Annotated in this window: 12 protein-coding genes; 10 read left to right on the top strand and 2 right to left on the bottom strand. The window is 72.6% G+C overall.

Annotation, left to right across the window (positions count from 1 at the left end; genetic code table 11):
* Positions 1 to 16: 16 nt before the first annotated feature.
* From ACIOGZ_RS25365 to ACIOGZ_RS25350, 4 genes are all read left to right on the top strand, one after another.
* Entirely contained in the window at positions 17 to 481 is a 465-nt protein-coding gene (locus ACIOGZ_RS25365; protein WP_400987431.1) for a pyridoxamine 5'-phosphate oxidase family protein, read from the top strand.
* A gap of 83 nt (positions 482 to 564) precedes the next feature.
* Positions 565 to 1,053, top strand: a complete 489-nt coding sequence (locus ACIOGZ_RS25360) for a glutathione peroxidase (protein ID WP_363587294.1) — start codon at positions 565 to 567, stop codon at positions 1,051 to 1,053.
* A 462-nt stretch (positions 1,054 to 1,515) separates the two neighbouring features.
* Positions 1,516 to 2,808: a helix-turn-helix transcriptional regulator gene (locus tag ACIOGZ_RS25355; protein WP_400987428.1), complete on the top strand. Its 1,293-nt coding sequence runs from the start codon at positions 1,516 to 1,518 to the stop codon at positions 2,806 to 2,808.
* Positions 2,805 to 3,623, top strand: a complete 819-nt coding sequence (locus ACIOGZ_RS25350) for a class I SAM-dependent methyltransferase (protein ID WP_363621945.1) — start codon at positions 2,805 to 2,807, stop codon at positions 3,621 to 3,623. The genes ACIOGZ_RS25355 and ACIOGZ_RS25350 overlap by 4 nt, the downstream gene beginning before the upstream one ends.
* Before the next feature lie 176 nt (positions 3,624 to 3,799).
* Here the strand turns inward: ACIOGZ_RS25350 and ACIOGZ_RS25345 are convergent, their stop codons facing one another.
* On the bottom strand, positions 3,800 to 4,720 hold the full coding sequence (locus ACIOGZ_RS25345; RefSeq protein ID WP_400987425.1) for a LysR family transcriptional regulator: 921 nt from the start codon (positions 4,718 to 4,720) through the stop codon (positions 3,800 to 3,802).
* A 96-nt stretch (positions 4,721 to 4,816) separates the two neighbouring features.
* On the opposite strand from ACIOGZ_RS25345, the gene ACIOGZ_RS25340 reads away from it, so the two are divergent.
* From ACIOGZ_RS25340 to ACIOGZ_RS25325, 4 genes are all read left to right on the top strand, one after another.
* Complete coding sequence (locus ACIOGZ_RS25340) at positions 4,817 to 5,521, top strand: succinate dehydrogenase cytochrome b subunit (RefSeq protein WP_363587284.1); 705 nt, start codon at positions 4,817 to 4,819, stop codon at positions 5,519 to 5,521.
* Entirely contained in the window at positions 5,518 to 7,461 is a 1,944-nt protein-coding gene (locus ACIOGZ_RS25335) for a fumarate reductase/succinate dehydrogenase flavoprotein subunit (RefSeq protein WP_363587283.1), read from the top strand. Before ACIOGZ_RS25340 ends, ACIOGZ_RS25335 begins: the two co-directional genes overlap by 4 nt.
* Positions 7,458 to 8,195, top strand: a complete 738-nt coding sequence (locus tag ACIOGZ_RS25330; protein ID WP_363587282.1) for a succinate dehydrogenase/fumarate reductase iron-sulfur subunit — start codon at positions 7,458 to 7,460, stop codon at positions 8,193 to 8,195. The genes ACIOGZ_RS25335 and ACIOGZ_RS25330 overlap by 4 nt, the downstream gene beginning before the upstream one ends.
* Positions 8,196 to 8,521: 326 nt before the next feature.
* Positions 8,522 to 8,824, top strand: a complete 303-nt coding sequence (locus ACIOGZ_RS25325; protein ID WP_400987423.1) for a hypothetical protein — start codon at positions 8,522 to 8,524, stop codon at positions 8,822 to 8,824.
* A gap of 76 nt (positions 8,825 to 8,900) precedes the next feature.
* Here the strand turns inward: ACIOGZ_RS25325 and ACIOGZ_RS25320 are convergent, their stop codons facing one another.
* Entirely contained in the window at positions 8,901 to 9,836 is a 936-nt protein-coding gene (locus ACIOGZ_RS25320) for a DUF2797 domain-containing protein (RefSeq protein ID WP_363633590.1), read from the bottom strand.
* Between the two features lie 89 nt (positions 9,837 to 9,925).
* On the opposite strand from ACIOGZ_RS25320, the gene ACIOGZ_RS25315 reads away from it, so the two are divergent.
* Together ACIOGZ_RS25315 and ACIOGZ_RS25310 are read left to right on the top strand one after the other, a co-directional pair.
* Complete coding sequence (locus ACIOGZ_RS25315) at positions 9,926 to 10,627, top strand: maleylpyruvate isomerase N-terminal domain-containing protein (protein ID WP_363587279.1); 702 nt, start codon at positions 9,926 to 9,928, stop codon at positions 10,625 to 10,627.
* A gap of 136 nt (positions 10,628 to 10,763) precedes the next feature.
* On the top strand, positions 10,764 to 12,908 hold the full coding sequence (locus ACIOGZ_RS25310) for a restriction endonuclease (protein WP_363587278.1): 2,145 nt from the start codon (positions 10,764 to 10,766) through the stop codon (positions 12,906 to 12,908).
* Positions 12,909 to 13,224: the final 316 nt, after the last annotated feature.

The following is a 13,224-nucleotide window of genomic DNA, read 5'->3' as shown; positions in this document are numbered from 1 at the left end:
CCCTGGAGCGGACACCATGCCCTTCAGCATGAGCAAGGCCGAGCGCGAGCGGTTCCTCGCCGCACCGCACGTCGGTGTGCTGGCCGTCGACTCCGGCGCCGGAGCGGACCGGGGCCCGCTGGCCGTACCGGTCTGGTACACCTACGTCCCCGGCGGCCTGCTCACCGTCGTCACCGGCCGCGGCTCCGTCAAGGCCCGGCGGATCCGCGCCGCCGGGCGGTTCACCCTCTGCGCCCAGCGCGAGCAGGGCCCGGCCGCGTACGTGAGCGTCGAGGGCCCCGTGGTGGCGGTCGAGGACCGGCTCGACCGCGACGAGTGGGCCGCCCTCGCGAACCGCTACCTGTCACCCGAGGCCGCGCGCGACTACCTGGCCTCCGCCCGGGAACAGTTGGCCGCCGACATCACCTTCCGGATGCGGCCCGAGCGCTGGTCGAGCGCCGACTTCTCATCCTTCGGGGCCGACCTGTCGCAAGACCGGTAGGTCGGGCTCGGTCCAGGTGGTCGCGGCCACTACGGTGGCCAGGCGACCACCTGTTCCGCACTCCTTTCGAAAGGACCACCACCGTGAGCCTGTACGACATCCCGCTCCGCACCCTCACCGGCGAGCCCACCTCGCTGGCCGAGTACAAGGGCAAGGCGCTGCTGATCGTCAACGTCGCCTCCAAGTGCGGCCTGACCCCGCAGTACACCGGCCTGGAGAACCTCCAGCAGCGGTACGCCGCACGCGGGTTCACCGTGCTGGGCTTCCCCTGCAACCAGTTCGCCGGGCAGGAGCCGGGCAGCGCCGAGGAGATCCAGACCTTCTGCTCCACCACCTACGGCGTCACCTTCCCGCTGTTCGAGAAGATCGACGTCAACGGCGACGACCGGCACCCGCTGTACCGGCAGCTGACCCAGGTCGCCGACGCCGAGGGCGAGACCGGGGACGTCAGCTGGAACTTCGAGAAGTTCCTGATCTCCCCCGACGGCACCGTGGCCGCCCGCCTGCGGCCGCGGGTCGAGCCGGAGTCGGCCGAGCTGATCGCGGCGATCGAGGCCGTCCTCCCGGCCTGACCCCCACCCACCCGCCGACGGACCGGCCCCGGGCACCCGCCCGGGGCCGGTCCGTCGTTCCCCCGGGCCGTCGAGCAGCCCCTCTCGATTGCCGAGTCGGCCTCGACTGAACTGGGCCAGTAGAACTGCGCACGGCCCGTATCACCCGCCGCCGGGCGTTCGGTACGGCCTCGGCAGTGGGCAGCATGCGAAAGCCGAACGGGGCAGGGGTGACCGTTTGGCGAGTGGCGACGGACATGAGCGCGGACCTTTCAACCGGACGAGGTCGGCAGAGGGCCGATTCGCGCCGGGATTCACCCGGCAGGTATCTACAGAACCGCCTCCAACGCCGGTGAACCAGAGCAGAATTGAAGCGGCAATGAGGCATCCGTGCTGCAAACCCGGGCATGACCTGGCCTGTTATGGCTACAGACGAACTGACGTACCTCCGCAGGACGCGGGATGGCATCCAGGAGGTCCCGGGTGATCCAGCGCAGGGAGGCGGTCGGCCACACCCAGGAATCTCTGGCTGAGGCCCTCGACGTGGACCGTACGACCGTGGGGCGATGGGAGAGCGGCAGAGGCGCCCCACAGCCCTGGATGCGGCCGAAGCTCGCCCGCGCCCTGAAACTCTCGGTCGACCAGTTGGCCGACTTGCTGGCAGCACCCCCTGCAGCCGCCAAAGCAGTTCCACCGTCCAGCAGCGTCAGTGAAGCCTCGCTTCTTGTGCCTGCCCGGCGCACGGACCACGACAACGACCTCGTATCGGCCGTGGCAGCCGACTCGGCAGAGTCCGCGCTGTTCCTCCGTTTCGCGAGCGCGTCCAACGTGGACGACACTCTGCTCGAACAGATCGACGCGGACATTGCGAGGCTGGCAGGGGACTACGTGAGCAAGCCGGTGTTCGAGCTCTTCCACGACATCGGTACCCTCCGGCGAGGAGTGTTCGACTTACTCCGAGGTCGCCAACACCCTTACCTGGCAAGCCATCTCTACCTGCAGGCCGGACGCCTCTGCGGCCTGGCCACCCATGTCGCCCTCGGCCTCGGCCAGTACACAGCTGCGGCTACGCATTCGCGAACAGCCTGGCGCTGCGCGGAGTCAGCCGGCCACAACGGTCTCCGGGCCTGGATCCGATCCGTCCAGTCCCTGATCGCCTACTGGCAGCAGGACCACGGCCAGGCGGCCGAGCTGGCCAGAGCCGGGCTGCCGTATGCGGACAGCGGGACGATCGCAGCGCGTCTGCTCAGCCTCGAAGCACGGGCTGCTGCGGCGCTCGGCGACAGCGCGAGCGCGCTACGGGCCGTAGAAGCTGCCGAGGCGGCGCGGAGCGCCGTAGCCGGAGTGGATCTTCCCGGCGTATTCACGTTTCCCGATGCCAAGCAGTGGACCTACGCCGGCACCGCCCTCCTTGCCCTGGGCAGCCAGGTTCACGTGAACCGTGCCATCGAGGCGTCCTCCAGGGCCATTGCCCTGTACGAGTCCGCACCGCGGCAGGAACAGTCCTCCGGTGACCTGTTGGCGGCCCGCCTCGACCTCGCCAACGCCCACCTCGCCCACGGCGACCTCGACGGCGTGCAGGAGAAGCTCTCGGTGGTGCTGGACGCCGCACCGGACCGGCGAACAGCGAGCATCTCTGCCCGACTTCGAGCCCTGAGCACCCGTCTCGCCGAGCCCGCCTACGCAGGCTCCCCGATCGTCCTGAGTCTCCGCGAGAATGTCAGAGAAGCCTGCTCTCGACCCGCACTCACGAATCCTCCGGAGCTGCCCCAGTGACGAGCAACACCGCACAGCAGGACGCCGCTATCGCCGACAAGGCGATCCTCGCGAACAGCGCCTACGCCGACGGACGCCACCTGGCCGCCCGCCAGTCCATCTACCGGTGGCAGCAGCCGCGGTACGACCTGCCCGGGATCGTCCTCGAAGAGCTGGCCGGCACAAGCGGGATCGTCCTGGACGCCGGGTGCGGCAACGGCAAGTTCGTCAGCCGCCTGCACAAGGATCGCCCGGACCTTCAGGTCGTCGGGATGGACATTTCGGCGGGCATCCTCGCCGACGTCGAGAAGCCGGTCCTGGTAGCCGACGCCCAGGCCCTGCCCTTCGCCGACGACAGCGCCGACGCCGTGTTGGCCCTGCACATGCTGTACCACGTCAGCGATATCGAGGCCACGATCGAGGAACTGGCCCGCGTCCTCCGGCCTGGCGGTGTGCTCATCGCCTCGACCAACAGCACCATCGATAAAAAGGAGTTGGACCGGCTCTGGGCCCGGGCCGCAGGCGACATCCTCGGGATTCCCGAGGGGCCGGCGCGGGTTTCCCTCAGCTCCCGCTTCTCCCTGGAAAAGGCCCCCGGCTACCTCGGAACAGCGTTCAAGGACATCCGAGTGCGGGAACTGCCTGGCGCCATCGAGATCACCGATCCTGCGCCGATCGTTTCCCACCTCGCCTCCTATGAAGCGTGGGCTGACCAATGCGGCGTCCCTTTCCGCGAGACGGTCAGTCGGGCGGCAGAGATCGCTGCCGCCGCCATCAAGACAGAAGGCTCATTCAAGATCACGTGCCTCGGTGGCATTCTGACTTGTAGGCGGTAAGGCGGCCGAGCGACGTGGTCACTGCCTAAAACGACAAGGTGGTTTCCTCGCGTCATCATGGCTGCTCTGGTCCATCTGGACTCCTCCAGGGCGAAAAGACCAGTCATTCCTATGCCGTCCGGTCGGCCTGATCCCCACTCGCCGACGGGGAGAGCCGCAGGTGGTAGCCCTCCCCGTCACAGCAACAGGCGGGTCCCCGGTGGGAGTTCACCGGATCCGGCGGCGTGGTGCAGATGTGCCAGCAGGGTCGTGCGCAGGGCCCCTGCGGCGCGGGTGAGCGGCACTTCGTGGCCGTGCGCGACGGCGATGGTGCGGCCCAGGCCCGGCCCGGCGAAGGGCGTGACCGCGAGGCCCGAGCGGGCCGCGACCATCCCCGGGACGACCGCGGGCCCGAGGCCGGCCCGGACGAAGCCGAGCACCGCGTCCATCTCGCCGCCCTCCACCGCGAACTCCGGCTCGAAGCCCGCCGCCCGGCAGGCCGCCAGGGTCGCCTCCCGGACGTCGTAGCCCTCCCGGAACATCACCAGCGGGCGCCCCTTGAGCTCCGCCACCCGGACCTTGCGCCGGGCCCGCCGCTCGGCGGAGACCAGCACCAGCTCCTCGTGCAGCAGCTCGGTGACCGCGAGGGCCGGCGCCGCCTCGCCACTCGGCGGGGTGATGATCAGCGCGAGGTCCAGCTCCCCCGCCGCCAGCCAGCGCACCAGATCGCGCGAGCCGCCCTCGCGGACCACCAGCGCCACCCCCGGGTAGCGGTCCCGGAACAGCCGCAGCACGTCCGGCACCAGGCTGGTGCACAGGCTCGGCGGCGCGCCCAGCCGGACCCGGCCGCGGCGCAGCTGGACCGTCTCCTGGACGGCCAGCCGGGCGCTCTCGGTGTCCGCGAGGATGCGCCGGGCCAGCGGCAGCAGCGCCTGCCCGGCGTCGGTCAGGGCGATGTTGCCCCGGGTGCGGTGGAACAGCTCGGCGCCCAACTCCCGCTCCAGCGAACGGATCTGTTGCGAGAGTGACGGCTGCGCCACGTGCGCCGCCTCGGCCGCCCGGGTGAAGTGGCGGGTCTCGGCGACGGCCAGGAAGTAGCGGAGTTGCTGGAGCTGCACCCCACCAGGATAGGCCGCATCGATAGGTCCTGACTATCGTCGTGAGCCGCAGCATGTCTTGGACGCACCCTGGCGACCGTCCCTACCGTTGCTGCCATGACAACCGCGACTCGGACGGCCCGGCATCCGTCCACCCTGGCGACGCTCTGGCGGTCGACCGTCGGCAAGAAGGCGGTCATGGCCGTCTCCGGACTGGCCATGCTGCTCTACCTGGTCGCGCACATGCTGGGCAACCTCAAGGTGTTCGCCGGCCCGGACGACATCAACGGCTACGCGGCCTGGCTGCGCACCATCGGCCAGCCGTTCCTGGGCCACGAGTGGTTCCTGTGGATCGCCCGCTTCGGCCTGCTCGCCGCCGTCCTGCTGCACGGCGTGTCCGCCTACCAGCTCAGCCGCCGCGACCTCGCCGCCCGACCGAGCAAGTACGTCCACAAGCGCCGCCGGGCGAGCTACGCGACCCGGACCATGCGCTGGGGCGGGGTGATCCTGGCGCTGTTCATCGTCTGGCACATCCTCGACCTGACCACGCTGACCGTGAACCCCGCCGCCGAGCACGGCCGCCCGTACCAGAACATCGTGGCCTCCTTCGGCCAGTGGTACAGCTGCGTGATCTACATCGTCGCGATGCTCGCCGTCGGCCTGCACATCCGGCACGGCTTCTGGAGCGCCGCGCAGACCCTCGGTGCCAACAACGCCCGCCGGGACCGGGCGCTCAAGCTGACCGCCAACGGCCTGGCGCTCGTGCTGACCGCCGGCTTCCTGTCCGTCCCCGTGGCCGTGATGTTCGGAGTCGTCAAATGAGCTACCTGGACTACACCGTCGGCGAGCCCGTCGCCGACACCAAGGCCCCCGCCGGGCCGATCGAACAGCGCTGGGACCAGCGGCGGTTCGAGGCCAAGCTGGTCAACCCGGCCAACCGGCGCAAGCACACCGTGATCGTGGTCGGCACCGGCCTGGCCGGCGGCGCGGCCGGCGCCACCCTGGCCGAACAGGGCTACCACGTCGTCCAGTTCTGCTTCCAGGACTCCCCGAGGCGCGCTCACTCGATCGCCGCCCAGGGCGGCATCAACGCGGCCAAGAACTACCGCAACGACGGCGACTCGATCCGCCGGCTCTTCTACGACACCGTCAAGGGCGGCGACTTCCGCGCCCGCGAGTCCAACGTGCACCGACTCGCCCAGGTGTCGGTCGAGATCATCGACCAGTGCGTCGCCCAGGGCGTCCCGTTCGCCCGCGAGTACGGCGGCCTGCTGGACACCCGCTCCTTCGGCGGCGTGCAGGTCTCCCGCACCTTCTACGCGCGCGGCCAGACCGGCCAGCAACTGCTGCTCGGCGCCTACCAGGCGCTGTCCCGGCAGATCGCCGCCGGGAACGTGGAGATCCACCCGCGCACCGAGATGCTCGACCTGCTGGTCGTCGACGGCCGGGCGCGCGGAGTCGTCGCCCGCGACCTGGTCACCGGCGCGATCAGCACCCACACCGCCGACGCCGTGGTCCTCGCCAGCGGCGGCTACGGCAACGTCTTCTACCTCTCCACCAACGCCAAGAACTCCAACGCCACCGCGATCTGGCGGGCCCACCGGCGCGGCGCCCACTTCGCCAACCCGTGCTTCACCCAGATCCACCCCACCTGCATCCCGCGCTCCGGCGACCACCAGTCCAAGCTCACCCTGATGAGCGAGTCGCTGCGCAACGACGGCCGGATCTGGGTGCCCAGGGCCCAGGGCGACACCCGGCCGCCGGCCGAGATCCCCGAGGACGAGCGGGACTACTACCTGGAGCGGATCTACCCGGCCTTCGGCAACCTGGTGCCGCGCGACATCGCCTCCCGGGCCGCCAAGAACGTCTGCGACGAGGGCCGCGGCGTCGGCCCCGGCGGGCAGGGCGTCTACCTGGACTTCGCCGACGCCATCCGCCGGCTGGGCCGGGACGCCGTCGCCGCCAAGTACGGCAACCTGTTCGACATGTACGAGCGGATCACCGCCGAGGACCCGTACCGGGTCCCGATGCGGATCTACCCCGCGATCCACTACACGATGGGCGGACTCTGGGTCGACTACGACCTGCAGACCACCGTCCCCGGCCTGTTCGCCGTCGGGGAGGCCAACTTCTCCGACCACGGCGCCAACCGGCTCGGCGCCAGCGCGCTCATGCAGGGCCTCGCCGACGGCTACTTCGTCCTGCCGCCCACCCTGAACGACTACCTGGCCCGCAACCCGCTGCCCGCCGTCCCCGCCGACCACCCGGCGGTCACCGAGGCCGAGGCCGAGGTCGAGGACCGGCTGAACCTCATCCTCGCGGTGGACGGCGACCGCACCCCCGACTCCTTCCACCGCGAACTCGGCGAACTCCTCTGGGACGAGTGCGGAATGGCCCGCGACGAGGCCGGACTGCGTCGAGCCCTGGCGCGGATCCCGCAGCTGCGCGAGGAGTTCTGGCGCCGGATCAAGGTGCCCGGCACCGGGCAGGAGCTCAACCAGTCGTTGGAGAAGGCCAACCGGCTCGTCGACTACTTCGAGCTCGCCGAACTCATGTGCCTGGACGCCCTGCACCGCGCCGAGTCGTGCGGCGGCCACTTCCGCACCGAGAGCCAGACGCCCGACGGCGAGGCCGCCCGGCGCGACGAGGAGTACGGCTACGCCGCCGCCTGGGAGTTCACCGGCACCGGGACCGCCCCCGTCCTCCACCGCGAGGCCCTCGACTTCGCGTACGTCCACCCCACCCAGCGGAGCTACGCATGAACCTCACCCTGCGCATCTGGCGCCAGCCGGGCCCGGACGCCCCCGGGTCGATGACGACCTACCAGGTCGGCGGCATCAGCCCCGACATGTCCTTCCTGGAGATGCTCGACAGCCTCAACGAGGAGCTGATCACCAGCGGGGACCAGCCCGTGGCCTTCGACCACGACTGCCGCGAGGGCATCTGCGGCGCCTGCGGCATGGTCATCAACGGCCAGGCCCACGGCCCCGAGCGGACCACCACCTGCCAGCTGCACATGCGGCACTTCCGGGACGGCGACACCATCGACGTCGAGCCGTGGCGGGCGGCGGCCTTCCCGGTGGTCAAGGACCTGGTGGTGGACCGCTCCGCCTTCGACCGGATCATCGGCTCCGGCGGCTACATCTCCGCCCCCACCGGCAGCGCCCCCGACGCGCACGCCACGCCCGTCCCCAAGGAGGCCGCCGACACCGCCTTCGAACACGCCGAGTGCATCGGCTGCGGCGCCTGCGTGGCGGCCTGCCCGAACGGCTCGGCGATGCTGTTCACCTCCGCCAAGGTGGTCCACCTCAACGTGCTCCCCCAGGGCGCGCCGGAGCGCGCCTCCCGGGTGCGGAACATGGTCACGGCGATGGACGCCGAGGGCTTCGGCGGCTGCACCAACACCGGCGAGTGCGCCACCGCCTGCCCCAAGGGCATCCCGCTGCCCAGCATCGCCGCGATGAACCGCGAATTCCTGCGGGCCGCGCGCGGTTGACGGGCCACGCCGACCGGCCCCGTGCCCCCGGGCGCGGGGCCGACGGCGTGCAGTGGGGCGTACGGGGCATTCGCACGCTCCTCCGAGGGGTGGTGGATCGTCAGGTCCCGCGCCCGCACCCGGGAATTCGCGCTACCGTGGTGCTCCGCTACGGAAGGACGGCATATGCCCGAGGTTCAGTCCTGTTCCGGTTGCGGCGGGTCCGGGGGGACCCAGAAGACCGAAGCCACGGTCGAACGGGACGAGGAAGGGAGCATGGTGCCGAGGATCCACACCTTCTGGTCGCCCTGCGGTCGGTGCCACGGATCCGGGACGGTGATCGCCGGATGAGGCTGGTCTTCGAGTGTGTCGAGTGCGGCGCACACTACCTTCCGCCCGAGAGCATGGCGTACCCGGACGGGCCCGCCTCCCCGATCTGGTGCTCGCGCTGCCAGGCGGCCAAACGGTCCGCCGGTGTCCAGGATGACCCGCTGCTCACCCGCGTGGCCCTGGCCGCCGCCCGGGCCGCACTCGCCCGGCGCACCGCCGAGGGCGAGCCCGTCGCGCGCGCCGACGTCCGCCCGTCCCGGCCGCCGCTGTCCCGCCGGGCCCACTCCGGCCCGGGCGGGGTGCGCAGCAAGCTGGGCTGAGCCCTCAGCCCCGCCCCCGCGCTCGCGCTCGCGCTCGCGAGGGACCGTCCCAGCCCGGCGGCGTCCCTGGCCCGCTCTAGAAGAGCGCCTCCTGGGTGTCCGGCTCCGGCGGGCGGACCCGCTCCTCCAGGGCCACCCCGGACGTCGGACGGCCGGAGACGGGCGCGAGCGTCCAGCCGGTGAGCAGCCGGGTGTCCAGCAGCAGCGGCCCCGAGCCGTCGGCCTGGTCCAGGAACAGGTGGCGGCCCACCGGCGGCCGCAGGGTGCCCGCGATCACCGCCCCGTCGGCCAGGCCGCCGACCTGCCGGTACGCCTCCGGGGCGCCGTCGGACAGCCCGAACCGCGCCACGTGGTCGACCACCGGGCGCTCGGCGAGCAGTTCCAGCGCGTGGCCGGCCAGCAAGCGGTGCGCCTGCGCCCGGGCCTCGGCCAGCACGGCCCGGCGGTACGGCTCGTCGCCGTGCGCCCACCAGTGCTCGGTCTTCAGCCTGGCCTTGAACCGCTCGCGCGCCAACCCGGAGGCGGCGACGGTGAGTTCGGCGCGCCGGATGGCCGGCAGCCCGCCCCGGGCGGTGAACGCGTAGGCCAGTGCGCCCTGTTCGAGCAGTCGGCTGTCGCCGCGCTGCTCGGCGGTCAGGCCGACCTTCAGCAGGCCGTCGCCGAACCAGGCGAGGTAGAGCAGGTACGTCCGGCCGTCGTCGAGGATCTGGTCCCGGGCGAGGGCCAGGCCGCGGTCGACGCTCTGGCAGGCCGGGCACTGCACCGCGGCGCCGTCCGGCGCGATCACCGCGTGGTGCGGGCACGGGGTGCGCTCCGCCGCCCCGGCCAGCCAGGCGCCGGTGCAGCGGCGCGGCCCGCCCAGCAGCCAGCCGACCTCCGCGCCGGGCGTGACGGCCCGCTCGTGCGCCTGGCCTGCGCGCACGGCGCCGAGCAGGGCGCGGCCCTCGTGCCAGCTCAGCCCGGTGGAGACCCAGCCGGCGGGCCGGTCCGGGTGCTGCGGTGCGATCGTCACGGGCATCCCTCCCTCTCGAACCAGTGCAGAGTACCCGCCACCCCTGACAGTGCTCCCCCTGACAGTGCCCCCTGCTAGCCTCCGCGATCATGACGCCCGACACCGCCGCCCAGCCCGCCGACGCCGCCGACACCGCCGCCCAGTCCCCCGTCACCGCCGACGACCTCGCGCTCGTCCTCCGGCTCGCCGCCACCACCCTGCGCGCGGCACCCGCGGACGCCGACTGGTCCCAGCCCGCCGGAACGGTCACCTGGGACTGCTGGACCACCGTCGAGCACCTCGCCGACGACCTGCTCGCCTACGCCGCCCAGCTCGGCCCGGCCGCCCCGCCGCGCGAGCGGTACGTCCCCTTCGCCACCGAGCGCCGCTTCCCCGGCGGGCCGAACAACTTCGTCCGCGCCGACCGCGCGAGCGGGCCCGACGGGCTGATCGAGGTGCTGGAGGCGAGCGGCGGGCTGATGGTCGCGATCGCCCGCGCCGCGACGCCCGAGGTCCGCGCCTACCACCCGTGGGGTGTCGCCGACCCCGCCGGGTTCGTCGCGATGAGCCTGGTCGAGACGCTGGTACACCTGCACGACGTGGCCCAGGGCCTCGGCCTGCCCTGGGACCCCCCGGCCGACCTCTGCCGCCGCGTCCTCGCCCGCCTCTTCCCCGACGTCCCCGTCACCTCCGCCGACGCCCCCTGGCCGACCCTCCTGTGGGCCACCGGCCGCACCCCGCTGCCCGGCCGGCCGCTGCGCACCGACTGGCGCTGGCACGCCCGGCCCGAGGACGCCCCCCAGGTGCACTGACCGGTGCAGTGCAGCCGCGCTGCTCCCGGGGCTTGGCCCGGTGGGGTGTTCACGTTCTATTGTTGCGGGCGCGGTTGGCGGCGCGGCCGGGAGGTGGGCGGCGCGACCGGTCCGGCGTGCAATGAAGGGGTGGACGGTGGCGGGGCGGCGGAACGACGGAGTGCTGGCGATCTGGGCGGAGGCGCAGCGGCAGCAGCAGCGCCGGGAGGAGGCCCGCTGGCGTGCCGAGGCGGCGCAGCAGCGCCGGCTGGAGCGCGAGCAGCGGGATGAGCAGCGGGCGACCGCCCGCAACGAGCGGGAGGCGCAGCGGGCCTACCAGCAGTCCCGGGAGGCGGAGGCGGCCCGGCTGACGGCCGAACTGGACGCCCGGGTCGAGGAGTTGCGCGGGCTGCTGGCCGCCGGGCTGGCGGCGCCGGCGTTCGGCCCGCAGGCACTGCTGGCCCCGCGCCCGGTGCCGCCGTTCGACCCGGGCCCGCTGGGCCGGCCGGTGGAGCTGCCCGATCAGGGCGGCCCGAAGTACCACGTGCCGCCGCCGGACCAGGTGCAGGCGCGCAATCCGGGGGTGCGGCGGCAGTACGAGCAGTACCTGGCGCAGGCCCGGGCCCGGTTCGAGCAGGACTGGTACGCCGCCCAGGCGCAGGAGGCCGACCGGCAGCGCCGGCTGGCCGTGTACCACCAGGAGTACCTGGCCTGGGCGGCGCAGTTCCGCCGCCAGGACGAGGACCGCGCCGCCCGTACCGAGGAGTTGCTGCGGCGGCTGCGCGCGGGCGAGCCGGAGGCGGTGCAGGAGTACTTCACCGCCGGTCTGTACGCCTCGGCGGCCTGGCCGGAGGGCTTCCCGCACCGGCTGGTGGCGGCCTGGGAGGCGTCGACCCGGCAGCTGGTGGTGAACTGGGAGCTGCCCGGCCCGGACGTGGTGCCGGCCGCCGGCCGGGTGCGGTACGTGAAGACGGACGACCGCGAGGCGGAGGTGGCCCGCCCGGCGACGGAGCGCAAGGCGCTGTATCGGGAGGTGCTGGCGCAGTCGGCGCTGCGGCTGGCGGCGGAGCTGTTCCGGGCGGACCGGGACGGGATGCTGGACTCGGTGGTGCTGAACGGCTTCGTCCTGGGCATCGACCCGGCGACCGGCCGGGAGGCGGAGCGCTTCCTGTCCACCCTGACCGCCTCCCGGGCCGAGTTCGCCGGGCTGGCGCTGGACCGGGTGGCGCCGGTGGACTGCTTCCAGGGCCTGGGCGGCAAGCTGTCGGCGCGCCCGGAGCGGCTGGACGAGGTGCGGCCGGACCGGCTGCCGGAGACGGTCGGCGGAAGCCTGGCCGGACACGGCGGCGACGGCGACCCGGACCTGTTCGAGATGGACCCGATCGAGTTCGAGGAGCTGATCGCCGAGCTGTTCCGGCTGCGCGGCTTCCGGGTGATGACCACGGCCCGCAGCGGCGACGTCGGGGTGGACGTGGTCGCCGAGGACCTGGACCCGGTGACCGGCGGCAAGATCGTGATCCAGGCCAAGCGCTACCGCAAGACGGTGCCCCCGACGGCCGTGCGCGACCTGGAGTCGACCGTCCGGCACCACGGGGCGAACAAGGGCATCCTGGTGACCACCGCCGGCTTCGGCCGCGGCTCGTACAGCTACATCGAGGGGAAGCCGCTGACGCTGGTCAGCGGGCCGGAACTGGTGGAGCTGCTGGCCGAGCAGGGGCTGCGGGGGCGGCTCGGCGGCGGCTCCGCGGAACAGGAGAAGCCCGCGCCGGCGGCCGCGCCGACGGATCGTCACAGCAGCCTGACGGTCAGCTGGCAGAGCCGGACGGCCGGCGGCGACGCGGTGGAGCTGGACGTCACCGCGTTCCTGTGCGCCGCCGGGCGGGTGCTGAGCGACGAGCACTTCGTGTTCTTCAACAACCCGCAGGACCCGGACGGCGCCGTGCGGCTGCACCCCACCCACTCGGTGCCGGGCGAGCCGGCCCGCGCGGTCCGGCTGACCCTGAACCTGGAGCGGCTGGCGGCCACGGTGGACGAGGTGGTGGTCGCCGTCTCCACCGAGGAGGAGGAGCCGCGGGCCCTGCCGCTCGGCTACGTGCACGGTGTCGCCCTGGCGGCGACGTACGGCCCGGGCGCGGCCGGTCCGGTGGAGTGGGCGGCCGGCACCGGCGGCGTGCCGGACAGCGCGATGCTCATGGGTTCGTTCCAGCGTGCGGGCGACGGTTGGCAGTTCAGCCCGTCGGGCCGCGCGGTGACGAACGGTCTGCTCGGGCTGGCGGGCGCGTTCGGCGTCGCGGTGGAGTAGCACGGGACCATCGTCCGCAGCACGGGGACCATGGTCCTCAGGGGTCGGTGTCATACCTGAGGAGGAGAAGACCCCCGCCGAGCCGCCGAGACGGCGGGGGTCGCCCCTCCTCGGGACATACGCATCGCGCTCGAACGGATTGGGAGGATGGAACGGAACCCCGAATGTCCGTTCCCGCCCTCAGGAGCACCCCCGTGACGACCCCCGCAACCGCCGTCCGTACCGGCCTGGCGGCCGCCCGCGCCACCGGCCTCAACAAGGTCTACGGGGACGGGGAGACCCGCGTCGTGGCCCTCGACAACGTCAGCGTCGACTT

Origin of the sequence: Kitasatospora sp. NPDC088160, assembly GCF_044741445.1 — a bacterium.
GTDB lineage: Bacteria > Actinomycetota > Actinomycetes > Streptomycetales > Streptomycetaceae > Kitasatospora.
This window is presented reverse-complemented; position numbering and strand designations above follow the sequence as displayed.

Bases quoted from the DNA above. Each gene is read 5' to 3' on its own strand.
- ACIOGZ_RS25315 (WP_363587279.1), top strand. From the start codon at position 9,926: ATGACGCCCGACACCGCCGCCCAGCCCGCCGACGCCGCCGACACCGCC.
- ACIOGZ_RS25335 (WP_363587283.1), top strand. From the start codon at position 5,518: ATGAGCTACCTGGACTACACCGTCGGCGAGCCCGTCGCCGACACCAAG.
- ACIOGZ_RS25325 (WP_400987423.1), top strand. From the start codon at position 8,522: ATGAGGCTGGTCTTCGAGTGTGTCGAGTGCGGCGCACACTACCTTCCG.
- ACIOGZ_RS25340 (WP_363587284.1), top strand. From the start codon at position 4,817: ATGACAACCGCGACTCGGACGGCCCGGCATCCGTCCACCCTGGCGACG.
- ACIOGZ_RS25330 (WP_363587282.1), top strand. From the start codon at position 7,458: ATGAACCTCACCCTGCGCATCTGGCGCCAGCCGGGCCCGGACGCCCCC.
- ACIOGZ_RS25365 (WP_400987431.1), top strand. From the start codon at position 17: ATGCCCTTCAGCATGAGCAAGGCCGAGCGCGAGCGGTTCCTCGCCGCA.